The organism is Methyloferula stellata AR4 (assembly GCF_000385335.1).
In the GTDB taxonomy this organism is placed as follows: Bacteria; Pseudomonadota; Alphaproteobacteria; order Rhizobiales; family Beijerinckiaceae; genus Methyloferula; species Methyloferula stellata.
Map to the genome: position 1 here is coordinate 1,875,171 of NZ_ARWA01000001.1, position 25,747 is coordinate 1,900,917.

27 protein-coding genes are annotated in these 25,747 nt (G+C 60.5%); 11 read left to right on the top strand and 16 right to left on the bottom strand.

What is annotated here, in order from left to right:
• Positions 1–7: 7 nt before the first annotated feature.
• The 5 genes from A3OQ_RS0109225 to rpsA form a co-directional block, all read right to left on the bottom strand.
• The gene (locus tag A3OQ_RS0109225; RefSeq protein ID WP_020175099.1) at positions 8–370 is read right to left on the bottom strand and encodes a LapA family protein; all 363 of its coding nucleotides are present in this window, start codon (positions 368–370) and stop codon (positions 8–10) included.
• A 67-nt stretch (positions 371–437) separates the two neighbouring features.
• The gene (locus tag A3OQ_RS0109230) at positions 438–728 is read right to left on the bottom strand and encodes an integration host factor subunit beta (RefSeq protein ID WP_020175100.1); all 291 of its coding nucleotides are present in this window, start codon (positions 726–728) and stop codon (positions 438–440) included.
• Positions 729–857: 129 nt separating this feature from the next.
• Positions 858–1,838 carry a signal peptide peptidase SppA gene (gene sppA, locus A3OQ_RS0109235; protein WP_020175101.1) on the bottom strand — a complete coding sequence of 327 codons (981 nt, stop codon included), beginning with the start codon at positions 1,836–1,838 and terminating at the stop codon, positions 858–860.
• A gap of 82 nt (positions 1,839–1,920) precedes the next feature.
• Positions 1,921–3,204, bottom strand: coding sequence for an Hsp70 family protein (locus A3OQ_RS0109240; RefSeq protein ID WP_020175102.1), 1,284 nt, complete (start codon positions 3,202–3,204; stop codon positions 1,921–1,923).
• 95 nt (positions 3,205–3,299) lie between these two features.
• Positions 3,300–5,090, bottom strand: coding sequence for a 30S ribosomal protein S1 (gene rpsA, locus A3OQ_RS0109245; RefSeq protein ID WP_020175103.1), 1,791 nt, complete (start codon positions 5,088–5,090; stop codon positions 3,300–3,302).
• Between the two features lie 283 nt (positions 5,091–5,373).
• Between rpsA and A3OQ_RS0109250 the strand changes: the two genes are divergently transcribed.
• From A3OQ_RS0109250 to A3OQ_RS0109270, 5 genes are all read left to right on the top strand, one after another.
• The gene (locus A3OQ_RS0109250) at positions 5,374–5,604 is read left to right on the top strand and encodes a hypothetical protein (protein ID WP_020175104.1); all 231 of its coding nucleotides are present in this window, start codon (positions 5,374–5,376) and stop codon (positions 5,602–5,604) included.
• Between the two features lie 127 nt (positions 5,605–5,731).
• Positions 5,732–6,691, top strand: a complete 960-nt coding sequence (locus A3OQ_RS0109255; RefSeq protein WP_020175105.1) for a threonine dehydratase — start codon at positions 5,732–5,734, stop codon at positions 6,689–6,691.
• 183 nt (positions 6,692–6,874) lie between these two features.
• Positions 6,875–8,170, top strand: coding sequence for a flavodoxin-dependent (E)-4-hydroxy-3-methylbut-2-enyl-diphosphate synthase (gene ispG / locus A3OQ_RS0109260; protein ID WP_020175106.1), 1,296 nt, complete (start codon positions 6,875–6,877; stop codon positions 8,168–8,170).
• 47 nt (positions 8,171–8,217) lie between these two features.
• On the top strand, positions 8,218–8,844 hold the full coding sequence (locus A3OQ_RS0109265) for a hypothetical protein (RefSeq protein ID WP_020175107.1): 627 nt from the start codon (positions 8,218–8,220) through the stop codon (positions 8,842–8,844).
• Positions 8,845–9,085: 241 nt separating this feature from the next.
• The gene (locus A3OQ_RS0109270; RefSeq protein WP_152428375.1) at positions 9,086–9,700 is read left to right on the top strand and encodes a hypothetical protein; all 615 of its coding nucleotides are present in this window, start codon (positions 9,086–9,088) and stop codon (positions 9,698–9,700) included.
• A gap of 46 nt (positions 9,701–9,746) precedes the next feature.
• On the opposite strand, the gene A3OQ_RS0109275 is transcribed toward A3OQ_RS0109270, so the two are convergent.
• The 8 genes from A3OQ_RS0109275 to A3OQ_RS0109310 all read right to left on the bottom strand — a co-directional run bounded on the left by A3OQ_RS0109275 (position 9,747) and on the right by A3OQ_RS0109310 (position 16,686).
• On the bottom strand, positions 9,747–11,438 hold the full coding sequence (locus A3OQ_RS0109275) for a saccharopine dehydrogenase family protein (RefSeq protein ID WP_020175109.1): 1,692 nt from the start codon (positions 11,436–11,438) through the stop codon (positions 9,747–9,749).
• Entirely contained in the window at positions 11,435–11,881 is a 447-nt protein-coding gene (locus A3OQ_RS0109280; protein WP_020175110.1) for a thiol-disulfide oxidoreductase DCC family protein, read from the bottom strand. The genes A3OQ_RS0109275 and A3OQ_RS0109280 overlap by 4 nt, the downstream gene beginning before the upstream one ends.
• Positions 11,882–11,918: 37 nt before the next feature.
• A complete protein-coding gene (locus tag A3OQ_RS0109285; protein ID WP_020175111.1) occupies positions 11,919–12,248 on the bottom strand; it encodes a hypothetical protein in 330 nt (109 codons plus the stop codon).
• A gap of 40 nt (positions 12,249–12,288) precedes the next feature.
• Positions 12,289–13,026, bottom strand: coding sequence for an ABC transporter ATP-binding protein (locus tag A3OQ_RS21885; RefSeq protein ID WP_020175112.1), 738 nt, complete (start codon positions 13,024–13,026; stop codon positions 12,289–12,291).
• Entirely contained in the window at positions 13,023–13,760 is a 738-nt protein-coding gene (locus A3OQ_RS0109295; RefSeq protein ID WP_026595673.1) for an ABC transporter permease, read from the bottom strand. Before A3OQ_RS0109295 ends, A3OQ_RS21885 begins: the two co-directional genes overlap by 4 nt.
• Entirely contained in the window at positions 13,757–14,758 is a 1,002-nt protein-coding gene (locus A3OQ_RS0109300) for an ABC transporter substrate-binding protein (protein ID WP_020175114.1), read from the bottom strand. Before A3OQ_RS0109300 ends, A3OQ_RS0109295 begins: the two co-directional genes overlap by 4 nt.
• A gap of 22 nt (positions 14,759–14,780) precedes the next feature.
• Positions 14,781–15,926, bottom strand: coding sequence for an alpha-amylase (locus A3OQ_RS23525; RefSeq protein ID WP_152428376.1), 1,146 nt, complete (start codon positions 15,924–15,926; stop codon positions 14,781–14,783).
• Positions 15,927–16,245: 319 nt separating this feature from the next.
• Positions 16,246–16,686: a DUF2214 family protein gene (locus A3OQ_RS0109310; protein ID WP_020175116.1), complete on the bottom strand. Its 441-nt coding sequence runs from the start codon at positions 16,684–16,686 to the stop codon at positions 16,246–16,248.
• A 336-nt stretch (positions 16,687–17,022) separates the two neighbouring features.
• On the opposite strand from A3OQ_RS0109310, the gene A3OQ_RS21895 reads away from it, so the two are divergent.
• From A3OQ_RS21895 to A3OQ_RS0109340, 6 genes are all read left to right on the top strand, one after another.
• Positions 17,023–18,309, top strand: a complete 1,287-nt coding sequence (locus tag A3OQ_RS21895; RefSeq protein WP_020175117.1) for a hypothetical protein — start codon at positions 17,023–17,025, stop codon at positions 18,307–18,309.
• A gap of 209 nt (positions 18,310–18,518) precedes the next feature.
• Positions 18,519–20,444, top strand: a complete 1,926-nt coding sequence (locus A3OQ_RS21900; RefSeq protein ID WP_020175118.1) for an ATP-binding protein — start codon at positions 18,519–18,521, stop codon at positions 20,442–20,444.
• Between the two features lie 121 nt (positions 20,445–20,565).
• The gene (trpA, locus tag A3OQ_RS0109325; RefSeq protein ID WP_020175119.1) at positions 20,566–21,402 is read left to right on the top strand and encodes a tryptophan synthase subunit alpha; all 837 of its coding nucleotides are present in this window, start codon (positions 20,566–20,568) and stop codon (positions 21,400–21,402) included.
• A gap of 252 nt (positions 21,403–21,654) precedes the next feature.
• The gene (gene accD, locus A3OQ_RS0109330) at positions 21,655–22,518 is read left to right on the top strand and encodes an acetyl-CoA carboxylase, carboxyltransferase subunit beta (protein WP_020175120.1); all 864 of its coding nucleotides are present in this window, start codon (positions 21,655–21,657) and stop codon (positions 22,516–22,518) included.
• Positions 22,519–22,540: 22 nt separating this feature from the next.
• A complete protein-coding gene (locus A3OQ_RS0109335; RefSeq protein ID WP_020175121.1) occupies positions 22,541–23,860 on the top strand; it encodes a bifunctional folylpolyglutamate synthase/dihydrofolate synthase in 1,320 nt (439 codons plus the stop codon).
• Positions 23,861–23,998: 138 nt separating this feature from the next.
• Entirely contained in the window at positions 23,999–24,244 is a 246-nt protein-coding gene (locus A3OQ_RS0109340; protein ID WP_020175122.1) for a hypothetical protein, read from the top strand.
• A gap of 57 nt (positions 24,245–24,301) precedes the next feature.
• Here A3OQ_RS0109340 and A3OQ_RS0109345 read toward each other — a convergent pair whose 3' ends face one another.
• Genes A3OQ_RS0109345 through queE form a run of 3 tightly spaced genes read right to left on the bottom strand, consistent with a single transcriptional unit; the run spans position 24,302 to position 25,742 of the window.
• Positions 24,302–24,739 (bottom strand): DoxX family protein, encoded by a 438-nt coding sequence (locus tag A3OQ_RS0109345; RefSeq protein WP_040579979.1) that lies wholly within the window; start codon positions 24,737–24,739, stop codon positions 24,302–24,304.
• On the bottom strand, positions 24,726–25,082 hold the full coding sequence (gene queD, locus A3OQ_RS0109350; RefSeq protein WP_020175124.1) for a 6-carboxytetrahydropterin synthase QueD: 357 nt from the start codon (positions 25,080–25,082) through the stop codon (positions 24,726–24,728). The genes A3OQ_RS0109345 and queD overlap by 14 nt, the downstream gene beginning before the upstream one ends.
• 24 nt (positions 25,083–25,106) lie before the next feature.
• Positions 25,107–25,742 (bottom strand): 7-carboxy-7-deazaguanine synthase, encoded by a 636-nt coding sequence (gene queE, locus A3OQ_RS0109355; RefSeq protein WP_020175125.1) that lies wholly within the window; start codon positions 25,740–25,742, stop codon positions 25,107–25,109.
• Positions 25,743–25,747 lie beyond the last annotated feature (5 nt).

The window sequence follows — 25,747 nt, forward strand, 5'->3', positions numbered from 1 at the left end:
AACTCTTTTAGTAAGGCCGCACCAAGGCCCGTGTTTCGACCGGCGACCGGCCTATATCGGAGACTTGAGCGCCTACCTGGGCCCGCAGCCGGTCGGCTTCGCTGTGCCATTTCTCGGCTTCCGACTTCGCAAGCCGCGCAGCTTTGCGGTTCTTCCCTTGCGTGACCCAGGTGGCAAAGCCGCCAAGCACAATGCCGAAGAGGACCGCGACGAACAGGAGAATGAACAAGGGTACGGTCAGTTGCGGGCTCGATATGTCAGTGCCCGCGAAGGGGTCGAAGGACACGGTCGTCTCATGCCGGTTTGCAATGGCAAAAGCGAGCCCGATGAGCGCCAGCGGCGCGATGAGGAGCCATTTCAGAAATTTCATGCCAGAGGTCTCACAGGCTCTTACTTCGTTGCGGCCTCTTGATGTTACTTGCTAACAACGGCGGAGATCAATCCGAATAGCCGTCGTTCAGGCGCTCGCGCATTTCCTTGCCCGTCTTGAAGAAGGGCACGGCCTTTTCCGTGACAGAAACGTGAGCGCCCGTTCGCGGGTTGCGGCCGAGCCGTGCGTCGCGATGCTTGACCGAGAAGGCCCCGAAGCCGCGCAATTCAACCCGGTCGCCGCGCGACAGCGCTTTGGTGATCTCGTCGAGAATCGCATTTACGATCTTTTCGACATCGCGCAGGTAGAGATGCGGATTTCGATCGGCGATCCGCTGCACGAGTTCAGATTTGATCACGCATTCCCCCGTTCGACCAATGCCGAGCTGATCTTAAGAGGATGCACGGTTAGCGGCGAACCGCAACATCAAACCGTTCGATCCAAGCTCAAAGAAATTTATGCTCACTATAAAACGAGACTCATCAGCTCAGTTTCCTTGAGGTGAGTCAAACTGCCAAATCGATACGAGACCGTCAAGCAGACGCGTGTCTGAAAGAGATTGCCCGTAATCTAACGTACGGCTGAGTTCGGAAAACCCGCTCCATTCGGCGAGCCGCGCGGAAACGCCCAGAATTCCTAGGCTCCCGAGGCTTTTATTTGCAGTCCAGTCGCGAATGGGCAGGCCCTTGTGAATACCGCGCTCCTGCTCAAGCCAAGTGACCGCTTCTTGCTCGCCGCCGATCTTGTCGACGAGTTTCAGGCCGATGCCTTGCCGTCCGGTGAAGATGCGTCCGTCATCGACAGCCGCGAGTTCCTGGTCGCTCATTTTGCGTCTTTCTTTAACGAGCGCCTTAAACCATTCGAAACTGTCATTGACGAGGGACGCGATCGCCGCGCGCGCCTCGGGGCTGGTTGGCTCATAGCCGTCGGGCGAGGCCTTCAGCGGCGACGATTTAATGGCTTCTACCGAGACGCCGATCTTATCGAGCAGTTTTGCGACATTCGGATATTGGACGAGGACGCCGATCGAGCCGACGATGGAATTGCCCCGCGAGAAAATTTCGTCGGTCCCGATCGCCGCTATATAGCCGCCGGAGGCTGCCAAGGTTCCGACAACTGCGACGGTCGGCTTTTTCGCCGAGAGCTTTCGCAATGCATCATAAAGCCGCTCGGCGCCCGTCGTCGTGCCGCCGGGGCTTTCGATCGAAACGAGAACGGCGGAGACGTTCTTGGCCTCCCCGATATCGTGGATCAGGGTCAGGGTTTTGCGGTCGCCGGTGATCAGGCCCGAAATCGAAAGGCGCGCGATATGCGGCGTGAACTTTCCGGCATTGGTGCCGATCAGGCGCGTGCCCGCGACGACGACCGCGACGATCAGGCACAAGATCGCGGCAACCCGCCAGAAAGACAATTTACGCCGCAACTGGCGGCGATCGACGAGATAGTCAGAAGGGGGGAGCGAAGCCATGCGTCCGGAAAACCTCAGCGATTATTGGCGAAATGCCGAGCGAACCTAGATCGCGCTGTGCGCCGGTGCAAGCCGCCAGCGATCACGTCTTGAGGCGTGTCTGGTCGAGTGCCAGAAGGGCGAGGCCGGAGGCGACGGACTGAAATGCGTCGCCGACATGAATGCGGTCCTTGCCGAAACGTTTGGTGAAAAGCTGACGAACGGCCGGCACGAAGGAGGTGCCCCCCGTCATAAACACGGCATCGATGTCTTTCGGCCGGACATTGGCTTTCGCTATGGCGCTTTCCATGGCCTCTGCGATCTTTGCGAGGTCCGGCGCGATCCAGGCCTCGAAATCGCTGCGCCTGACGTCGGCTTCGATCTTGATGCCGTCGCGGTCGAAGGCAAACAGGGCTTGCTCGGCGCTCGAAAGCTCGGCTTTCAAAGCTCCTACCGCGCGGTAGAGCTCGAAACCGAGGTCCATTTCGATCAAAGTGCTGAGGTCCTCGATCATGCGGGGCTCTTCGCTGACGGCGGCGAGTTTTTTCAATTCCGCGAGCGTCGATCCCGATTTCAACCAGGAAAGCTGATGCCATTGCGCGAAAGCCGCATAGAAATAGGCGGGCATCGGCAAAAGCTTTTCGAAGGACCGATAGAAGGTACCCTTGCCAAGGCGCGGTGCCACGACATGATCAATGATGCGGTAATCGAACGTGTCGCCGGCGATGCCGACGCCTGAATGGGCAAGCGCTTCGGTCATAAGGCTTTTGCCACGCAGATGGAATCGCAGGACCGAAAAATCGCTCGTGCCGCCACCGAAATCGGCGACCAGCACGGTCTCGTCGTGCTGCAAGGCGCGAGCATACCAATAGGCCGCGCCCAAAGGTTCGTAGGCAAGCGCGACCTGCGGTAGGCCGGCACCGGCATAGGCGCTTTGGAGCCGCGCGACCGCCAGATCTTCGTTCGGGTTTTCGCCTGCGAAAATCACCGGCCTTCCGCCCGCGACCGGCACGGTCTTGAGCGCCTCGGGCGAAAGCTCCTCAAGCAGGTGGCCGAGAAAGATCTCGATCAGACGTTCGATCGTGAAGCGTTCGCCATAGAGCCTGGTTTCGGTAAAGAGCGGACTCGCAAGATAGGTTTTGATCGATTGGATGAAACGCTGTTCGGTTTCTTGCGCGATGGCGCGTTCGATCGCCTTGGGACCTGCGACATGCAAGGTCTTGCGGCCCTCGCGCCAGAACATCAAGGCGGTGCGAAAGGTCTCCGTTGGCCCCTCCGCGGTCGGCCAGACCAGCGTTTCGACGTGACCATTTGGACTTGCGATGGCGACGACGCTGTTGGTCGTGCCGAAATCAACACCAATTGCCGCACCTTTACCGATATGCATTTTCGTTCTCAGATTTGCGGCGCAAAAAACCCGCGCAGTGATCCGCGCGGGTTTGGAGATAGGCCGTGAAGATATGGCCCGGCGAAGGAAGGCGCCTATTCGTCCTTTTTCTTCGCCGCGGCCTTCTTGGCAGGCGTGTCGGTATCGCGGGCTTTCAGGGCGGCGCCAAGAATGTCGCCGAGCGAAGCGCCCGAATCGGCCGAACCATATTGGGCAATGGCTTCCTTCTCTTCGGCGACTTCCAGCGCCTTGATGGAAACCGTCACCTTCTGGGTACGGCGATCATATTGGGTGATGCGGGCATCCACCTTTTCACCGACGGCGAAGCGTTCCGGACGCTGATCGGCGCGGTCGCGGGCAAGCTCGCCGCGCTTGATGAAGGACGTCAGATCCGTGCCCGAAACGACGACATCGATACCGCCGTCCTTGACCTCGGTGACTTCGCAGGTGACGACGACGCCCTTCTTGAGATCGGGACCGCCGGGCGCTGCCGCTGCCTCTTCCGCCGTTTTCGGAGCAGCCGTTGTTGCGGCCGTGGCCGGCGCATTGGCGAGCTGCTTGATGCCGAGCGATATCCGCTCCTTTTCCATATCGACGTCGAGCACTTTGGCTTTGACGATATCGCCCTTCTTATATTCGTCGATGACCTGTTCGCCCGGACGCGTCCAATCGAGATCCGAGAGATGGACCATGCCGTCGACATCGCCGTCGAGACCGATGAAGAGACCGAATTCGGTCTTGTTCTTGACCTCGCCTTCGACCTCGCTGCCGACCGGATATTTCTCGGCGAAGACTTCCCACGGATTGGCGAGCGTCTGCTTGAGGCCGAGCGAAATGCGGCGCTTGACCGGATCGACTTCGAGAACCTGAACGTCGACTTCCTGGCTCGTCGCGACGATCTTGCCGGGATGCACGTTCTTCTTGGTCCAGGACATTTCCGAAACGTGGATCAAGCCTTCGATGCCGGGCTCGAGCTCGACGAAGGCGCCATAGTCGGTGATGTTCGTGACACGGCCATGGAAGCGCGCCTCGATCGGATATTTCGCCTCGATGCCCTGCCACGGATCCTCGAGCAATTGCTTCATGCCGAGCGAGATGCGGTGCGTCTCGTGGTTGATCTTGATGATCTTGACCCGGACCGTCTGGCCGATCGTGAGCACTTCGCTCGGATGGTTGACGCGGCGCCAGGCGATGTCGGTGACATGCAGAAGGCCGTCGATACCGCCGAGATCGACGAAGGCGCCGTAATCGGTGATGTTCTTCACCATGCCGTCGATCACCTGGCCCTCTTCGAGGTTGGCGACGATTTCATGGCGCTGCTCGGCGCGGGATTCTTCCAAAACGGTGCGGCGCGAGACGACGATATTGCCGCGCCTGCGGTCCATCTTGAGGATCTGGAAGGGCTGCGGCACCTGCATGAGAGGTGTCACGTCGCGGATCGGGCGGATATCGACCTGGCTGCGCGGCAAAAAGGCCACGGCGCCGTCGAGATCGACGGTAAAGCCGCCCTTGACCTGATTGAAGATGATGCCTTCGACGCGTTCCTGCTTTTCGAACGCCTTTTCGAGCTTGATCCAGCTCTCCTCGCGCCTAGCCTTGTCGCGCGAGATGACGGCTTCGCCGAGTGCATTTTCGATGCGCTCCAGATAGACCTCGACTTCATCGCCGACACTGAGGGCACCTTCGCGCCCTGGTCCTTGAAATTCCTTGAGGGGAACGCGGCCTTCGGTCTTCAATCCGACGTCGATCACGGCGACGTCTTTTTCGATGGCAACGACAATTCCCTTAATGACGGAGCCTTCAAAGGCTTCGTTTTCGCCATAAGTCTCCTCGAGAAGAGCGGCAAAATCCTCGCGCGACGGCGACGAGGTGCTGGTTGCAGTCATATGGTCTCCTGAAATGCCTGAAGTCAGGCGGCGCCGGCGGTCAAAAATGAATGGTGCTTTTTCCCACCGGCGTCAGTCGGCGTTGCGACTGAACCACCGCTGAAACAGCGGGCCGGCGCGAGACGGCGGGAAAAAGCGGGTTATGAAGGCTCAGATAGCAACAACCCCGCGTTCCGGCAAGGGAAATGAGGCGTTTTGGGCCCGATTGGGCGCCAAAGAGCGATCAAAGCTTGACGCAAGGGGGCAGTCCATCAAAAATACCCCGAAATCGAGGGAGGTGGACATGCCCATTTCAGCCGAGAGAGTCCTCCCAGGCAAATGCTACAAGGCCGCTGGGTCCGCGCCGCGCCGGGTGCTTCTAATCCAGGATAAAAAGGTCACGTTCATCCTGCGTGGCGATATGGCCTGGACCGTGCAGCGCTATCATCAGGACGTCGAGACTTTCGCCCGCGCGGTCGAATGCGAGATCGACTGCATGACGCTGGTCGATCTGACGGAAGATCAGGCGAGCTAGAGTCAGGCCTAAATCGCCGAGCCGTCATTGCGAGCGAAGCGAAGCAATCCATGCAATTGTCTAAGCGGCTGTCTGGATTGCTTCGCTTCGCTCGCAATGACGCCCTCATCTCCAACCGGATTTCCTTTTGTTCGATCTTCCAGCGCTTGAGGCCGCGAGTGCCATCGTTCATGCGGTCATGCCGCCGACGCCGCAATATGCGTGGCCATTGCTTGCCAAGCGCACCGGCGCCTTCACCGTCGTCAAGCATGAAAACCACACGTTTGCCGGGGCTTTCAAAGTGCGCGGCGGGCTCGTCTATGTCGACACATTGGTGAAATCGGGCGAGACGCCGAAGGGTCTTGTCAGCGCGACGCGCGGCAATCACGGCCAGAGCATCGCCTTCGCCGCGACCCGCGCCGGCATTCCAGCGGTCATTGTCGTGCCGGAGGGCAATTCCACCGAGAAGAACGCCGCCATGCGCGCCTTCGGCGCCGAGCTGATCGAGTCCGGCCGCGATTTCGATGACGCGCGGCAAACGGCGATGAACCTCGCGCAGGAGCGCGGGCTTTTGATGGTGCCGTCCTTCCATGCCGAACTGGTACGCGGTGTCGCGACCTATGCGCTCGAACTCTTTAGCGCTTTCTCCGATCTCGACACGGTCTATGTGCCGATCGGGCTCGGCTCCGGCATTTGCGGGCTGATCCGCACGCGGGACTTGCTCGGTCTCAAGACCGAGATCGTCGGCGTGGTCTCGACCGAGGCCGATTGCTATGCGCAGAGCTTCGAGCAGGGCAGGGTCGTCACGACGGAAACGGCAAAGACGCTGGCCGATGGCTTGGCGGTCAGGGTCCCCAATCCGGACGCTTTGGAGCTTATCCGCGCTGGCGCTGCCCGCGTCATCCGCGTCTCCGACGCGGAACTTCGCCACGCAATCCGCGTGATCCACGAAGACACACATAATATGGCTGAAGGGGCGGCTGCGGCTCCGCTCGCGGCGCTCATTCAGGAAAGCGAGCGTCAGCGTGGCCGGCGGGTCGGCCTCATCCTGACGGGCGCCAATATAGATCGCGCCATATATGCGGGGATCTTGGCTGGGGCCGATTAACGCTTTTCAACCATAAGCTTGGCCCAACACGCTCTTTGCGATAAAGTTTCAGTGATGGGCCGCCAAAATCCGTTGCTTGACGGATGCGGTGTGATTGATCACCTCTTCCATCGTGGCTTTGGGGTCATGATTGACTGTTAGAGCCTGATCCTGCGTCCCGCTTCGGAAACCCTAAGGGCATCCATGACCGTCGCCTCTCTTTTTTCGGGCTTTTCCTCCGAACCGCTCGCCTCCGGCCCCAAACCGCGCCGCACTGCTGTCGGCGTGCGCGTCGGATCGGGTTCCGGTGCCGTGATGGTCGGCGGTGGCGCCCCGATCGTCGTCCAGAGCATGACCAATACGGATACGGCCGATATCGCTTCGACCGTGACCCAGGTCGAAGCGCTCGCCAAGGCAGGCTCCGAACTTGTCCGCATCACAGTTGATCGCGATGAGGCCGCCGCCGCGGTGCCGCATATCAAGGAGCGGCTCCTGCAATTGGGCTGCGACGTGCCCTTGATCGGCGACTTCCATTACATCGGCCATAAGCTCTTGGCTGAGCATCCGGCCTGCGCCGAGGCGCTCGACAAATATCGGATCAATCCCGGCAATGTCGGGTTCAAGGACAAAAAGGACACGCAGTTTTCGACCATCGTCGAAACCGCGATCAAATATGGCAAGGCGGTGCGCATCGGCGCCAATTGGGGCTCGCTCGATCAGGACCTCCTGACGGCCATGATGGACGAGAACGCGAAATCCAGCGCACCGCTCGACATGGGCGCCGTGACGCGCGAGGCCATGGTGCAATCGGCGCTGATGTCGGCCAAGCGGGCCGAAGAGATCGGCCTTGGCAAGGACCGCATCATTCTCTCGGCCAAAGTCTCGCAGGTGCAGGATCTGATCACGGTCTATCGCATGCTGGCGATGCGCACGGATTACGCCTTGCATCTCGGCCTCACCGAGGCCGGCATGGGCTCGAAGGGCATCGTCGCTTCGTCCGCGGCGCTCGGCATTCTGTTGCAGGAAGGCATTGGCGACACGATCCGCATTTCGCTCACCCCCGAGCCCGGCGGCGACCGGACGCTCGAAGTCAAGGTCGGGCAGGAATTGCTGCAGACCATGGGCTTTCGCACCTTCATTCCGCTTGTCGCCGCTTGCCCTGGCTGCGGCCGCACGACCTCGACGGTGTTTCAGGAGCTCGCGCGCGATATTCAGAGCTATATCCGCGAAGGCATGCCGCTTTGGCGCACGCGTTATCCGGGCGTCGAAAATCTGCATGTCGCAGTCATGGGCTGCATCGTCAACGGACCGGGCGAGTCGAAACATGCCGACATCGGCATTTCGCTGCCGGGCACCGGCGAGACGCCGACCGCGCCGGTCTTCATCGACGGCGAAAAGGCGATGACCTTACGCGGCGAAGGCATAGCCGCCGAGTTCAAGGCCATCGTCGATAATTATATCGAACGGCGCTTTGGCGGCGCGAAGACGGCGGCGGAGTAGGGCGGCTGAAACGCGGGGCTGCACGGGCTCTCTCATTCTTTGCCGCAATGTGCTTTGCGTTTGGCGCGCAAGCGCAAACGCCGACGTTCGACCGGGCGCTTTTTCAAAAATATCTGGCGTCGGATATTCACAAGCAGGTCTTGAACAAGGCGCTGGGTGTCTTCCCGAAAGAAGTCTTCCAAAAATGCCCGACGCTTGAATCGCCTGAGACAACCATAAGCCCGGTCCAGTCGATCACATTTGGCCCGGACGGAGTTCCGACGGCGGGCGCGTGGTGGGAGCGGTTTCCCGTCAAAGGCTGCGGCAATGATACGATTCTCAACCTGAGTTTTTTCGTGGCGGCCGACGGCAAGCTGCAAATGACGGCCGGGCTTCCTGGGATGACACATGCGAATTTGCTTCTGCAGCGTGATGCGATTCCCTATGCGACGACCGGTCCTGGCCTGAAGCAGAAGGATTGCGAACAATTCATCATTACCAACACGCGATTTGAAGGTTTCGGTCTGCGCGATCCGGCGACGCCGGACCCCGGCATCGGCGCTAAATTCCGCCCCTGGTGGGAAACCTGGACCTTGGTCGGCTGTGGCCACACGTTCGATGTGCCGATGGACTTTACGCCGGACGCGACAGGCACTCAGATCACGCAGAAGGTCGAGACCATCGTCGAGCGTTAAGCATCATCCCGAAAAGTTGCAGACTTTTCGGACAAGATGATGCGGCGGATAGAGACATCATCCCGAAAAGGCGCAGTTTTCGGATGAGATGATGCGGGGAGAGAGACATCATCCCCAAAGGTTGCAGGGCTATTGCATCTTTTTCGCCCATAGCCATGCCCCGTTGATTGGAACTTCGCCTGTACCTTAGCCGTTATAGAGCTGTCACCATTCGAAAAGTGGCGACAAGTGGAGAATGGCAATGGGTATGAAAACTCTGCTGGCGGCGAGCCTCGCCGCGCTCGTGACTTCGGCCGTCGCGGCTTCCGCCGCGCCTCAAGTGACGATCCAGAGTGCGCAGCTCGCGAGTGGCAAGGCCAGTGGCGACGCGGTGAAGAGCGAGACGCTCAAATTCGAGCCTTTCAAGGGAGAGCTAGCTCTACCGAAAGCCCGCCTTTACACGGGCCGCAGCAGCTATCGCGACATCGGGCACGGTCCGCGCGGTCATGTCGGCTATGCGCATGTCGAAACGGGCGTAACCTTTCGGCATGGCCGGCGCTATGTCGATCTCGTTGGCGACAGGAAGAGCGGGCTTGGCTTCTATCCGTTGCCTGCAAGCATTCAGGCCGGCGCGGAGCGCTATCGTCTCGCCCATAGCTATTATGGACCTTACGGCAATCCGGTTCAGCAGGCTGTGATCGACGATTCCGTGCGCTCCTGGGCCTGGACGCCCACCTCGGCGGTCAATGGCTATAGATATGGCGTCTATGATCCGATCGATGGCGTCGGGACGCCGTTCTTCGCGGGCTATTACAGCGCCGGGACGCGCGACGCCTCGGACGACGACGAACCGCTTTTCGGCAGGCCGATCAATTGAGCGGCTCACATAGTGAATATGATGGCCGGTCCTTGGACCGGCCTTTTCATTTGGCTGTCTCGTCGCGCGGCTCAAGCCAACCCCGATAGCGCACGATCAAACCCGTCAGAGGGTGGCTGATTTCGACATGAAAATGAAATTTGCCGTCTTCGACTGTTTCATAAGATCGCGAGCGCGGACAAAGCCACATCGGCAGCGGCAGACCCAAAAGGCTCCAGCGCCGCAAGACGAGTGCTAGCTTTTCACGCTCGACCACAAGTGCCATGGCGAAAGTCAAAGGCCCGAAGCGCTCGCACACAAGGCCTTCGGCGCGTCCCGTCCCGGCGAAATGCCGGCTCGAAAAGCCGTCATCTCCGAACCGGCGCGCCCAGATTTCACCGTTCGCCGAGCGATCGAAATGGACCGAGACCTCCGTGTCGGCCGAGGCTTGAGGAAAGCGCATCAAACGCGCGACAAGTTTTGCTAGCGGATTGGCCCCGCGTAGGACGCTGGCGCGGCCCTTGGCCCTCACGATGTCGCCATGCATCGCGCGAATCTCCGCCGGAAGCACCTCCCAAGCGGAACCTAGAATTTGTGCGTAAAGGCCAAGGTGCTCGTCGCGCTGGTCGTCTCTGGCGCCGGTATGGATCCGCCGCGTGGCGAAAAGTTTTTCGTAATCCTGAAGTTCGAGATCGCGAATGGCCGCGCGGGCTCCCGGCTCGGGCGGTGCATCCTCAAGCCATTTGCGCACGATGGCTTCGACCGCCATCGATGGGATGAGCGGGCCGTCGTCTCCTTCGGCCAGCATATGCCAGGAGCGTTTCAGCCTTTTGCCCGAAACATCTCTGCCCTCGACCTCGACGAACATGCCGCCGCGATGCTCGCCCCAGCGCAGATGATTGGTCGCGAAATGCATGAGCGGCGCGAGCGGCGTCAAAGTTGCGATGAGCCTCCAGCGCACGAGCCAAGCGAGGCCGATCAGCGCACGGTGCAAGATCTCCGGCACCGGGCCCGCGCCCATCCAGATCGTCTGTGCTTCCGGCCAGAGCTCCGACAGTGCGCGAAGGTCCGGCACGTCGACAAGCGAAAATAAAGTGTTGCGCAAGGGCACGTTGCCTGGTGGGCGTACCGTGAAGCGCATGTGCTCGGTCAGGGGAAAGCCCTCGACGAGCCTGCCGCCTCTCTTCAGCAAGATGCTTTGGCCCGAATAGCCCGCGATGGCGCGGATGACATTCAGCCCGACGCCGGCAAAAGGCGATGGCGCGATGCCGCCGCGAATGTGATCGACCTCTATCATGAAGCCTGAAAGCGCGCGCACCACGGCGGCCGTCAGGACCGGAAAGCTCGATACACCCGAGAGCACGAAAAGCCCGGCGTCGCGCGCCGCTTCATCATAAGCGCCAATGCCGGCGACGAAATCCGATCCGTCGGCGAAATCGGCGTAATTGATCTTCTGCGCGATGCAGGCTTCGATGACACGATATTGCCCCTCGCCATAGGCCTGGAATGGGCCGCTCGCATCGACGAGAAGATCGATTTTATGCGCGGCGAGCTGCGCAGCGATGTCGCCGTCGCGATCGAAAGCTTCGGCAATCAGCCTTGCCCGGACCGAGCCACGGCTCTTGCAAAAGGCCTCGGCCTTGGCGCGCGAGCGGCCGGCGACGATGAGGGTGAGGCGCGGCTCATCTTCGAGAAGCCGGACGAGGCGGCCGCCGAATGTGCCATAGCCGCCGAGAATGAGAATCGCTTTTCCGGTCATGCGATGAAGCGATCCGCCATTGCGGGGTCGGGCAGATAGCAGCTTTGGCGCCGCCCGAACCAGCGATAGCGGTTTCTGGCGATGAATTCATAAAGCCGGTCGCGCGGGCCTTGCGGAAGGCATCGTCCAATTGCGGCGAGCGACCAGGGGAGCCCGAGAATTTCGAGGATGCGGATCGATCCGTCGGATTTCAGCTGGGGGCGGCCGTCCTCCAGCAGAATGATCGTTTCATAATCGACGTGATCGAGCCCGAAATGCTTGAACAGCATCTGGCCGAGCGGCGTCTCGCCGTCGAGCAGGCGAAGACGGCGGTGCTTATCGAAGCAGAGAATGAACCGGACGAAGGACGAGCATAAAATGCATTTGCCATCGAAGATCACGATCGGGAGATCGTCGGCGAAATGCGGAATCGCCGGATCGTTTCGATAGGCGAAGGCTTCCATCTGCGGCCTCATATGACGCCCGATCTAGCAGCCTCGATCAGGCGAGGGGCTTTTCCGGCGGCTCGCGCCAATGATCGACGACATTTCTGGCTTTGGCCTCGGTCATCAGTTTGAACGCGTGTTTTGTTTCATCCAGCGACAGAAACGGCTTCATCGTTTCCCGGAAGCGGTGAAAGGCTACCGCGAGCAGCACGCCTGTCATGGCGTGATTGATGAAATTCTGTAAGTCCGCATGGTCGGGATTGGCGACGAGTTCCCGAGAGATGGCCTCGAACGCGTCTTCCTCCTGCTGCACCAATCCCCAGATGCGGTCGATGAGATCGACCTCGAGGCCCGCGAGCCGTGCGACTGTATCTTCCAAGCTCATTGTCAGGTTCCGTTTTTTCCTTCGCCCCAATTTAGCACGTTCATCGCGCGTCTTGGGAGGCGAAGGGCCTGAAGGCCGCGGCCACCTCCGGCCGGCGCATGAGACCGGCGGCGGCCGCATAGGCTTCGGCCGCATTACCCGGACGCGCGGCTATTGGCAAATCCGCCAGCTTTTTCGCAGGCTGCCCGCCGAGCACGACGATGCGGTCGGCGAGCGTCACGGCCTCGATCGGATCATGCGTCACGAGGATCGCGGCGAGCTTTCGTTCGTCCACGATTCCGCGCACGAGATTTTGAAGGTCGGCACGAAGCCCGAGATCGAGGCTGGTAAAGGGTTCGTCCATCAAAAGGAGATCGGGCGATATCGCAAGCGCGCGCGCGATTGCGACGCGCTGCCGCATGCCGCCCGATAGAGCACGCGGGCGCTTCATCTGATCCTCGGCTGAGAAGCCGAGCCTTTCGAGCAACGCCGCCGCGTGGGAGCGGGCTATATCGCGGCTCATGCCGCTTGCCCGCAGGCCGAAACCGGCATTGTCCAAGGCAGATTGCCAAGGCAGAAGCCGGGCGTCCTGAAAGATGACCGCCACCTTCGCTTCGACACGCCGCAGGCCTCCATCCGGCCGAATAAGCCCTGCGATGACGCGCAGCAAAGTCGTCTTGCCGACGCCCGACGGTCCCATGATGGCGGTGAGGCCGGGGCCTGCGATGGCGAGATCCACTCCTTCGAGGATGGTCTTGCCGCCGAGCTGGATATCGATTGCTTCGAGTTCGAGCTTCATGCGGCGCGCGCGGCCTTCGCCAACAGAAGATCGGTCACCAGCAAGAGAGCGAGCGCGATGACGACCCAGGCCATGGTCTCCACCGTGTCGAGATGGCTCCGTGCATCGGCGATTTTTCCGCCTATGCCGCTGCCGGCATCGATGACCTCGGCCATCAGAGCGATCTTCCAGGCAAAGCCCAGCGCGGTTGCAAGCGCAGGCAGAAGCGCCACGGCGATCTGCGGCAGTTTGATCTCGAAGAAGCGCTGGCGCCAAGGTGCATCGAAGGCCGCCGCGAGCTCGTCGAATTCGGCATGCGATGAGCGGATGCCCGCGAAGGCGCCCGCGAAGACCACGGGCGCAATGCCGATCGCGACCGTGAAGGTTGGCACGAGACCTTGCGGGCCGAACCAAAGCAAGGCCAGCACGATCCAGATGATCGGCGGGATGCCGAGGATCACGGTCGAGATCGTTTCGAGCACAATGCCGAGATCATCATGCGCGCCGCCCAATAGGCCGAGGAGGAGACCGGCCGCGCCGCCGAGCGTAAATCCGAGCAGCACATGCCAGGTGGTCACGCCGGCCGGCTGCCAGACGGTGCCTGCGCGGATGAGATCGACGGCTTGCGCGAAAGCCTCGGCGGGCGCCGGCATCACAAAGGGGCCACCGAGGATAAAGGCCCATTGCCAAAGCCCGACAAGAACGCAAAGCCCGAGCGCGGCGAACAAAGCGCGGCGTGCGGGTGCCAGTCTCATAGATCGAGATAGAAAGAGGCGTCCGGCAGGTGTCCGTCGAGCGCGGCCGGCTGCAGCGCGATGATCACCTTGTAGAAATCTTCAAGGCCTGCGCGCGCGGCCTTGGCGGACATGATCTTGATTTGCGAATGATCGAGCGCGCCGAGGAACATGGGCTGATGATAGTGCATGAGTTTTTCGGCGAGCGCCGCCGCCTCCGGCCGGTTGGCGAAGACCCAATCTTTCGCCTGCGGGAGCCCGTCGCGCAAGAGCGGCACGAGCTCGGGCGCCGCTTCGATCAGGCTTTCATGCACGCCGAGCCCGACCATGGGAATGCCGTCGCCGCCTTTATGCTTGATCCATATGTCCTGCAGATTGAAAGCGCGGAACAGCTCGCGCCCCTGATGCGCTGCCATCATGATCGCGACGGTCGCTGGCGGCTCCGACAGAATGGCCGTCTCGGCGCGTCCCGCCGCGAGCATTTGCGCGGCCTCCATCGGCGTTCCGACATAGGTGAGCTTGAAATCCTTGTCGGGGTCGAGCCCCTCCATATGCGCCACGGCGCGAAAGACGAGATCCGGCATATCGTTTCGGAAGAAGCCCAGCACCGGTTTGCCGGCGAGATCGGCGAGGCTCGCGATCGTGTGGTCGCTGCTGACGATCGTCAGATGGCCCATGCCGAGCACGGCGAGAAGCTTCAACGGCAGGCCGCGATTGGCGAGATTGGCCGGAACATGGGTCGGCGTCGTGAAGAGCTTCGAGCGATTGGCGACGGTCGCCGCGCGCAATTCATCCGTATCGTGCCAGAGATGAAAGCTCGCCTCGGGCAGAACCGGTGCGAGCGCGCCCGCATCGAAGAGACGCGCCACGACGATCGAGGCGACCGTTGGCGCGCAGAGAATTTCGACATCGGCCACGGGCTTGCCGAAGGCCGAAGGCGCCAGCGGACTGAACGCGCCCGCGGCGAGGCCCGTCAGGACAGAGCGCCGCGACAAAAAGGTGAAAGACACGTCAGCCATGCTCCGATCTTAAAGCCAAGCCTCAGAATCCGAGTCTGGCGGCAACGGTGAGCTGCCAGGCGCGGCCCAATTGCGGGCCGTTCAAATCCTGAAAGACGGGCGCGCCGCCTTCGACATCGAGATGCATCGCCGGGCCGAGACCCAGCGGCGCGCCGTCCATTTCGATGCCGCCCAAAAGATCGATGCGCTTGCCGCCGTAGAAGGCCGGATTGGTCCCCTGCATAAGCCCCGAGATCTGCGAATCGGCGCCATGAATTTGGCCCTGGATCGAGCCGACGGCGCGTCCTGTCAAAGTGATGCCCGGAATCAGCGTATAGCCGGCCCAGCCGCTCCATTCGTTCAGATTGCCGTAGCGATAGCCCTCGGAATTGTCGCCGAGCGGAAAGCGTCCGCGATAGATCATGCCCCAGGACCATTGCGCGATATGGCCCGTATAGGACACGCCCGGCAGAAAATCGACCGTGCCCGTGCCGAGCTGCATGCCGTAATTGGCGCGCATGTTCATATAGCTTCCCATGGGGCTCAACATCGAAATCTGTTCGGTCGTGCTGCCGGACGGCAGGCTCAAACCGAAATTCAGATGCAGATGATGGACCTGGTCCTGATAAAGCCGCCAGAGCGACGTCACCATCGTGTCGCCTATGCCCGATGTTTGCGCCGTGGACGAGCCGACAATCCCGGTGCCCTTCATATTATAGGTGGTCATGGTCATGCTCTTTTGGAGAAAAGAGCCCATGACCATCAGATTGAGCCAGTCGGTCACGCCATACATGGCGTGGAACATATGCGACTGCACATCCATGGAGGTCGGCACGATGCGATAGAAGTTCATCGCCATGCCGCCCATCATCACCGGCGCGGGCGTCTTCGTGTTCAAGATCGCCCGGTCCGACACCGTGGAGCTGCCGACGTAATTATCCGCCATATGCATGAACATCGGCGTGTAGCTCAGCATGAAGCCGCCAGCGCCGACCATGCCGCCGCCGAAGACGCCGGCCGGAATATGGCTATGACCCAATGTGCCGTGATCCATGCTGCCGTGATCCATCGTGCCGTCCATGCCGGAGGTCACGGAGAAGGGCATCGGAAGGAACGGGATTTGCGGAGCGGCCAGGTCCATGGCCTGCGCGGGCAGGGCGGCGGCGAGGCCTGTTGCTGCGACCGCCAAAGCAAAGAGTCCGGAACGCGATGGGCAGAAAATCCGTGTCCTGACCCTCTGTTCCGTCCGCCGATTGCGGACCGTTTTCTTCGCAAAGCGAACCCTATCCATCCTTAATCCCCCACCCCGGTGCGGCTCTGACCGAGCCCGCAAATCACCGTGATGGTATATAGATATTTATATTGCTATGTGAACCTGAGTTTATGCAATTAAAGTTTATAACCAGAGGTAAAATCAAGGCTGTGGCATTCATGCCATCATAAGAGAATGACAATATATTGTGTTATAACGTATATAGCTTGAAGGAGAATGATACGCCGGCCGCCGGTCAGCCGAACTCGCCATAGCCTCGCGCCATGGCCGCCGCGAAAACGGGGAGCAGGACGAAGAGCCCGACTTCCAGCCAAAGATAAAGCCGCGTCCCGCTCACTTGCGCATCGCTCGGCGTGACCTTTGCCCCGCGCCATCGGATATAGGCGAAAGTCGGCGGCAGCGAGAGCAGGCCGATCGCGGCGAAGGTCCCGATCTTCGCCCAGAAGAAGGCGTTATGCGCGTAATAGTCCCAGCCTTTGGCGGCGTAGATCGCCCGCGCGAAGCCGACAATGATGATGAGGCCCGCGAGCACGCCATACCAGAGGTCGATCTTAGCGATCTGCGCCACCGTCGCCAGATCCATGCCGCGCCGCACGAGGATGAGTTCGGCGACGAGCACGCCGAACAGAGCGAAGATCAGAAGGTGATGATCTATGGCCAGCACGAGGTCGAGCATGATCGGCTCCGATAATGTCGGCGAAAAGAGAGGGCTTAGGCCTTTGGTCCGGCGATAGGTCCATGCGATGTGTGCGCCCGTACATCGCGCGCGAGCCTATTCGTCACTGTGCGTATTGCAAAGGCTGCATCGGCGCGGCCGATGACCCCCTATCTGGCTTATGCTAGGGTTCGGACGTAATTATCCGCGGCTCAAAACCCTCATCCTTCGAGACGCGAGCTTTGCTCGCTCCTCAGGATGAGGGATCGGCTGATTAGGTCCGGACCCTAGGTTCGATGAATTGCTTGTGACACAGTCGGGTGAATTGATGGGTGATCTGGGTAAGGCGGTCCTGTCGTGACGGACCGGCCGGGTTTGAACTGGTCCGCGGCGGGCAAGTCCGCGGCAGGCAAGGGGCCGCAGGCGAAGCCGCGCAAGGCTTGGCCGCGCTGGGCGACCGTGCTCATCGTCGCGGGCCTGGCCGGCGGCTTCGATCTCGCCTGGTTCATGTTGCGTCCGGCCGAGCAGCAGACGGCCGAGCGCGATAAGCCCGCGCCGGCGGCCGCTCTGACGCCAGCGGAACCCGCGAATCTTGTTGCGGCCGAAAGCCCGCAGATCGCCTTCGACGAAGCCAAGACCGCCAATACCGTGCAGGCCTGGGACGAATTTCTGGCCAAGGTCGATGCCGGTCAGGTTCAAGCCGGCCCGCTCACCGATCAGGCGCGCCAGGAGCGGGCGAAGCTCATCGCCGCGCAGGAGACACAGCCGGCCTTCGACGCGGCGAAGACCGCCAATACGATCCAGGCCTGGGACGATTTTCTTGCCAAGGTCGATACGGGCGAAGTGCAACGCGGTCCGCTCGTCGATCAGGCGCGCCAGGAGCGCGCCAAACTCGTTGCGGCCGAGAACACGCGCCTCGGCTTCGATCAGGCGAAGGCGGCGAATACGGTCGAGGCCTGGGACGAGTTTCTGGCCGAGGTCACGGCCGGGACCTATCAATCCGGCCCCTTGGCCGACCGGGCCAAGCGCGAACGCGCCAAGCTCGTCGCCGCGCAAAACCCGCAATCGGCCTTCGACGAGGCCAAGACCGCGGGCACCGTCGAGGCCTGGGACGCCTATCTCGCCAAGGTGAGAGCGGGCGAGATCGCGGGCGGACCGCTCGCCGACCGCGCCCGGCGCGAACGCGGCATGCTGCTCACCGGCCAGCTTCAAGAGGAGTTGCGCCGCGTCGGCTGCGATCCCGGCCCATCGACATCGGAGTGGCGCGAGGGCTCGCGCCGCGCGCTGCAAAGTTTCAACGAGAATGCCGGCACGAGTCTCGACGTGACGGCGGCGACGCCCGAAGCGCTCAAGGCCGTGCAGGGTCAGGCGTCACGCGTGTGCCCGCTCGTCTGCGACCGCGGCCTCAAACCCGATGGCGACAAATGCGTCGCCATCGAATGCAACCCGGACGATCCGGCGACCTGCGAGAAGCCGGCGGCGCAATCGCAGCCCTTGAAGCAGGACGATCTTCAAGAGCATCCGCAAGAGCGCCAGCAGCAGGAGCGCCCGCGCCATCGCGAACGCGCCGAGCATCAGCGCGCGCGGCCGCGATCGCAAGGCAAGGGCGGCTGCATGGTGTTTGGCGTGAGGAAGCCGTGCTGAGGAGTGTCCCGAAAGTTGGAGGCTTGTTGGATAAGATCGTACGGTGAAACAAGCTCAAAGCTCGTAGTTCAATCGGCGATAATCTTGCGTTGATGACGGGACACCGTTGCGATGTCTGCTGTATTTGATCCGTTTCTTATTGACGGAGACGTTAAACAATCGCAGGTTTAAACATCAGCGCGTAGCTGGCCACTCTTGGGAGGGGCGCGGTGTTTATTAAAACAATTATTTTAGAGAATTTTCGCGCATATAAGGCGCGTACAATTGTTCCCGTATCTAACCTGACAGCCTTTATTGGCAAGAATGACGCGGGAAAGTCGACTCTTCTCGAGGCCCTTGACATATTTTTCGAGGGTGGGACTGTGAAGATCGAAAGCGCCGATGCCAGCAAGGGCGGAGACTCTAAAAACGTTCGTATCGGTGTCGTTTTCGCGGATCTGCCCGCGGAACTCATTCTGGATTCGAAGGCTCCAACTAGATTGGCAAATGAGTATCTGTTGAACGGCGATGGAGACCTGGAAATTCATAAAGCTTTCAATTGTGCACTACAGGCACCGAAAGCCACGGTATTCGCACATGCGGTGCATCCGACAGCGCCTGACGTTGCGCAGATTCTTCAAAAAGCCCAGAAAGATTTGAAGGCAATTATCAAAGACAAGAGGCTGGAAAATAACTGCAACCAAACGGAAAACCCTTCAATGCGTTACGCCATATATCAGGCGCACGCCGATTTACAGCTTCAGTCACGTGATGTGCCGTTGAACGAAGACAACGGCAAAGCAATCTGGTCTTCGCTCCAGAATTACATACCGATCTTCGCGCTGTTCCAGTCAGATCGTCCCAGCAATGATCAGGACCCTGAGGTCCAGAATCCGATGAAGGTTGCGATCGAGCTGGCATTGGATCAGCTTGTCACCGAATTGGATGCCATCACGGATCAAGTTCGACAGAAGGCGCAGGAAACTGCAGAGCGAACCCTTGCGAAGTTACAAGCGACATTTCCGAATCTTGCATCGACTCTTCAGCCGAAATTCAAGAAGCCACCGTGGAAAAATATCTTCAAATTGGATTTGGAAGCCGATGATGGTATTCCGCTTAATAAGCGCGGGTCAGGCGTTCGTCGGCTTATACTGTTAAGTTTTTTTCAGGCTGAGGCCGAGAAACGACGCGTCGATGCGATGGCGGGAGGAATTCCGGGTCGGCGTGTTGTATACGCAATTGAAGAACCTGAGACCTCTCAGCATCCTGACAGCCAAGAACAAATCATTCGTGCTTTTCGTGAACTCGCAGAGGCGGGCGATCAGGTTTTGCTAACCACACATGTTCCCGCGCTTGCTGGCCTCGTTCCACTCGATAGTCTTCGCTATATTGATCGCGAGCCAAACACAGGAGATGTTCGCGTTCGCTCAGGGTCAGCCGACGTATATGCGGAGATTGCTGCGGCATTAGGCGTTTTACCCGATCCTGTTCGGACCACTGGGCTCAAAGTTGCCGTACTTGTTGAAGGGAAAAATGATATTGACGCTCTTCGCTCGATGGCTTCCGTCTTAGCCGCAGCCGGAGAAGTTGAGGCCCTCGATGATGGGGCAATCTTCTGGACGATCGGTGGAGGAGATCACACCCTTATGGATTGGATTGAGCGCCGTTATCTTGAGAAACTAGGTATCCATCAGATCATCATTCAGGATTCAGATCGAAGCGCTCAGGCGGTTCCAGTTAGTACCCAAAAAACCGAATGGCTTCAGAAGATGCAGGGTCTTCCAAACGTCACAGCGTTTCTGACTAGAAAGCGATGCATAGATAATTATATTCACCCTGACGTAATCGCTCGTGAAACGGGGGGCCGTATTGTACTTCCTGCCGGTACGGATTTAGACTACGTGCGAATGGCTAGGACAATAGCTCCGCTACTGTCAGCGGCCCGTGCCACCGGCCTAATTTTTGAGCCAGTTGACCATGAAGCGAAGCCAATCCTTGGAATGGCAGAGAGTCCATGCAAGCGAATCATTTGTGCATTCCTCATGCGGAAAATGACGGCGGCTGAGATCGAACAGCGTGCAATTTACCAAGATGGTGGAACGTCGCGGAATGAGGTTCGCGAGTGGATTGAGGCGATCGCGGTACGCTTGCACTAATTACTTCTATCTGCATTTGTTACTTTGAACTAACTTACGACAAAGAGCCGGAACCTCGGCGGCTCGACGCGTCTTGGTGCCTCCCCTTCCCCCTTGCCCCCCGCTATGCTAACCCACCCCCATGCCGACCCGGATTGACCAAAGATTTCAAACCCTCAAGGCGGAGGGCCGCGCCGCGCTCGTCACTTTCGTGATGGCGGGGGACCCGGATCTCGCCACGTCGCTCGAAATCCTCACCGCGCTGCCGAAGGCGGGCGCCGATGTGATCGAAGTCGGCATGCCCTTCACCGATCCGATGGCGGACGGCCCGGCGATCCAGCAGGCGGGCCTGCGCGCGCTGCACGCAGGCACGACGCTCGCCAAGGTTCTGACGCTCGTCGCCGATTTCCGGCGCAGCGATGAAGCGACGCCGATCGTGCTAATGGGCTATTACAACCCGATCTATATTTACGGCGTCGCGCGCTTTCTGACCGATGCCAAGGCGGCGGGCGTCGATGGGCTCATCGTCGTCGATCTGCCACCCGAGGAAGACCGTGAGCTTTGCTTGCCGACACTCGAAGCGGGGCTTGCCTTCATCCGTCTCGCGACGCCGACGACCGACGACAAGCGCCTGCCGACTGTGCTCGCGCATACGTCCGGTTTCGTCTATTATGTCTCGATCACCGGCATTACCGGCGCGGCGGTGCCGGATTATAATCAGGTCGCTTCGGCGGTGCGCCGGATCAAGGGCCATACGGATCTGCCGGTCGCCGTCGGCTTCGGCGTGAAGAATGCGCAAAGCGCCGCGGCGATCGCGCGCGAGGCCGATGGCGTCGTCGTCGGCTCGGCCATTGTGGAGGTGTTGCGGGCTTCGCTCGATGCCGACAATAAAGCGACGGGCAAGACGGTCGAGGCGGTGACGTCGCTGGTGCGCGAGATCGCCGAGGGCGTGAAGAGCGCGAAGAGAGAGTTGGCGTGACGTTTGGTCCTGAAAAGTTGGCCCGACTTTTCGGATAGATCATGCGGTAAATAAGAGCATGATCCCGACCCTTCGAGACGCATGCTGCGCATGCTCCTCAGGGTGAGGGGATGCCTTATATGACCAACGCCCTCACCCTGAGGAGCCGCTGAAAGCGGCGTCTCGAAGGGTCGAAGCATCGAAGGGCGAGGGCGCCCAGACTTAGAGGCTCGTAAATTGGCTGAAACTCCAAGACCGAAAACCGAGGTTGCGATGAATTGGATCGCGAATGTGGTTCCGCCGAAGATCCGGTCCTTCCTGCGCCGCGAGACGCCGGAAAACCTCTGGGTGAAATGCCCCGAGAGCGGCGAGCTTGTGTTTCACAAGGATCTCGAAGCCAATCTCTTCGTCGTGCCGGGCTCCGGCTATCATATGCGCATGCCGGCGAAGGCGCGGCTCGGCGCGCTCTATGACGATGCGCATTACGAGGTGATCGCGACGCCGGAGGTGCCGCTTGATCCGCTCAAGTTCAAGGACGTGAAGCGCTATACCGATCGCTTGAAGGAAAACCGCCTGAAGACCAGCACGCCCGACTGCGTGACGGTGACGGCGGGCAAGATCGAAACGATCCCGGTGATCGCGGCGGTGCAGGATTTCGACTTTCTCGGCGGCTCGCTCGGCATGGCGGCGGGCGAAGCTATCGTCACCGGCATGTTGACGGCGGTGCAGCGCAAACTGCCTTTCATCATCTTCACGGCGTCCGGCGGCGCGCGCATGCAGGAAGGCATGTTCTCGCTGATGCAAATGCCGCGCACGACGGTCGCTGTGCAGCGCCTGCGCGCGGCGAAGCTGCCCTATATCGTCGTGCTCACCAATCCGACGACGGGCGGCGTCACGGCGTCTTATGCGATGCTGGGCGATATTCATATCGCCGAACCCGGCGCCGTCATCGGCTTTGCCGGCGCGCGCGTCATCGAACAGACGATCCGCGAAACCCTGCCGGACGGATTCCAGAAGGCGGAATATCTCGAAGCGCATGGCATGGTGGACATGGTCGTCAAGCGCCATGATCTGCGTGCAACCCTCGCGCGGCTCTGCGGATTGCTCACGCAGCCGCATGCCGCGGAAGCTGCGTAAAGAGCGCGGCTAAGGATAATTGATGGATCATTGGGACTCGATCCTTTCGCGTCTTCTATCTCTGCATCCGTTGAAGATCGACCTGTCGCTCGGCCGGATCGAGCGGCTGCTCAAGGATATGGGATCGCCGCAAGAGCGCCTGCCGCCGGTCATCCATGTGGCCGGCACCAATGGCAAGGGCTCGACGATCGCCTTCATGCGCGCGATCCTGGAAGCGGCGGGCAAGGGCGTGCATGTCTATACGTCGCCGCATCTCGTGCGCTTTCACGAGCGCATCAGGCTCGCGCATGAAGGCGGCGGACGGCTTGTCGGCGATGTCGAGCTCGCAGCGGCTTTGACCGATTGCGAGAAGCTCAACAAGGGCCTGCCGATCACCTTCTTCGAGATCACGACGGCGGCGGCGTTCAAGATCTTCAGCGAGCACAAGGCTGATTTTCTGCTGCTCGAAGTCGGCCTCGGCGGACGCATCGATGCGACCAATGTCATCGCGCATCCGGCGGCGACCACGATCACGCCGGTCTCCTTCGATCATCCGGAATATCTGGGCTTCACGGTCGAGAAGATCGCTTATGAGAAGGCGGGTATCTTGAAGGCGGGCGCGCCCGCCGTGTTCAGCACGCAGCAGGAGGATGCGCTCGCCGTGCTCGAACGCGAGGCGCTGCGCATCGGCGCGCCTTATTGGGTCGCCGGACAGGATTATACGGGGCGCGAGGAAAACGGCCGGCTGATCTACGAGGATACCGACGGCTTGCTCGATCTGCCGCTGCCGCGGCTTCCGGGCCGGCATCAATATAATAATGCAGCGGCGGCTATCGCGACTTTGCGCCGCCTCAATCTTGATCTGCCGGTCGAGGCCTTCGAGAAGGGCATGACACAGGCGCAATGGCCGGCGCGGCTGCAGCATCTCACGAAAGGCGAGGTGGTGGATCTCGCGCCGGAAGGTGCCGACATTTGGCTCGACGGCGGCCATAATGAAGATGGCGGCCGCGTGCTGGGCCAGGCCATGGCGGATTTCGAAGATAAGGTGCCGCGCCCGCTGATATTGATTTGCGGGACCTTGGCATCGAAAGATACGGCCGCGTTTTTGCGGGCCTTCGCAGGACTCGCGCAAGAAGTGCTCGCCGTGCCTGTCGAAGCCGAACAGGCGCTCGCGCGCACGCCGCGCGAGGTTTCTGCCGCTGCGGCGGAGGTCGGCATTCCGGCGGCGGCTTGCGAAAGCGTTGAATCGGCTTTGCGCTATCTCGCGGTGCGCGAATGGCGCGTGCCGCCGCGCATTCTGATCGCGGGAAGCCTGTTTCTCGCAGGCGCCGTGTTGAAGCTGAACGGCACGCCGCCGGAGTGATCGGTCAAAAGTTTCGAAGATTGTTTCCGAAACCTGAACCATTTCGCTTTGAGACAGTTGGCCTGTCACAGCTAGAGCGAGAGGCAGCCGAGGCTGCCCATCCCCACTCGTCGCGCTCTGGCGCCAGAGGAGAGATTTATGCGGAAACTGCTTTTGATCCCGGTGGTTCTTGGTCTTGCGTCGGTGACGTCGGTGGCTCCGGCTGCGGCTGGCTGCATGACCGGTGCGATCGTCGGCGGCATCGCGGGCCATATGGTCGGCCATGGCGGCATCGGCGCCGCGGCGGGCTGCGCTTATGGGCACCATCGCGCGCATGAACGCAATATGGAAATGAACACCGGCCGCTCCAGCGTTCGCGACGGTTCATACGACCGCGACCGCTAATCGTCATAGCCAGTGAAATTGAAAGCCTCCCGGACGCAAAGCGTCGCGGGAGGCTTTTCATTCGGCCTTCTGAGGATCGCGGCCTCGTCCAAAGGGCCAGGTGATGAGATCGCCGGCAAAGAGCGCCCACCAGATCAAGACCGGCTGGAAGGCGAGGCGCGGCGCGTGATACCACCAGCCGAGCTGCATCTGGCCGAGCGGTATGCCCTCGATCGCCTGCTTGATGTTCGCGGGCCAGACGGCCAAAGCATAAAGGGCGAAGGCGATGCCCGCGGCGTGCCGCAGGCTGCGGGTCAGAAGCGCGACGGCGCCGATGATCTCGCATAGGCCGGTGAAGAAAACGACATGGCGTGCGAACGGCACCCAGTCGGGCACGATCTGCAACAGCGCTTCGGCGAAATAGAGATGCAGAAGCCCGGCGCCGAAATAGATGATCGCCAATACCCACCGCGCAATGGTGCGGCCCCTGTTCAGATTGGAATTAATGTCCGTCATATTCCGCCCAGCAGTCGCGCGTCTCAAAAACGATCACGCTCGCCAATTGCGGCAAAGCGGGTTTGACCTTTTCCCAAATCCAGACGGCGATATTTTCGGCGGTCGGATTCTCAAGCCCTGAAATCTCGTTCAGGCAATGATGATCGAGTTTGTGCAGAAAAGGGCCGAAGGCCGCTTCGATGTCGAAGAAGTCGGCGACGAAGCCGGTGAACGAATCAACCGGGCCATCGAGCTTCAATTCCACGCGATAGGAATGGCCGTGCATATTGTGGCAGCGATGCGTCGCGGGCACGTTCGGCAGCTGATGCGCCGCTTCGAAGCTGAAGGCTTGCACGATTTTCATTGAGCGATCTTCATTGAACGGACTTCATGGAATCCCGATGAACTTATGCGTCTGAAGGCTGAGCCGCCAGCGCGGATGCTTCAGGCAATAGGCGATGGCGGCCTGTGTATGCGCCGCGATTTGCGGCCCGTCCATCGGCTGCAGCCAGAAATGCTTAAAATGAAGATCTCCGACGGCGTCCGGCATCAAAGCCTCCTGCGGAAAGACGAGCTTCAGCTCGTCGCCGGAGGTCACAACGAAAGGCGCATCGGCCTTCGGGCTGACGCAGACCCAATCGAGCCCTTTCGGCGGCAAAACCGTGCCATTGGTCTCGACCGCCACTTCAAAGCCTTTGCCGTGCATGGCGTCGAGCAAGGCCTCGTCCAATTGCAGCAAAGGTTCGCCGCCGGTGAAAACGACGAAGCGGCCGGCTGCGTCCGGCCCCCAGATTTTGGCAATCGCCTCGGCCAAAGCCTCGGGCGACGTAAACTGGCCGCCGGCCTGCCCATCGGTACCGATGAAATCCGTATCGCAGAACCGGCATATGGCGCCGTCGCGGTCTGCCTCGCGGCCCGACCAGAGGTTGCAGCCGGCAAAGCGGCAGAACACGGCGGCACGGCCTGCCTGTGCGCCTTCGCCTTGCAAGGTTAGAAAGATTTCCTTGACCGTATAGATGGTCATGGCCG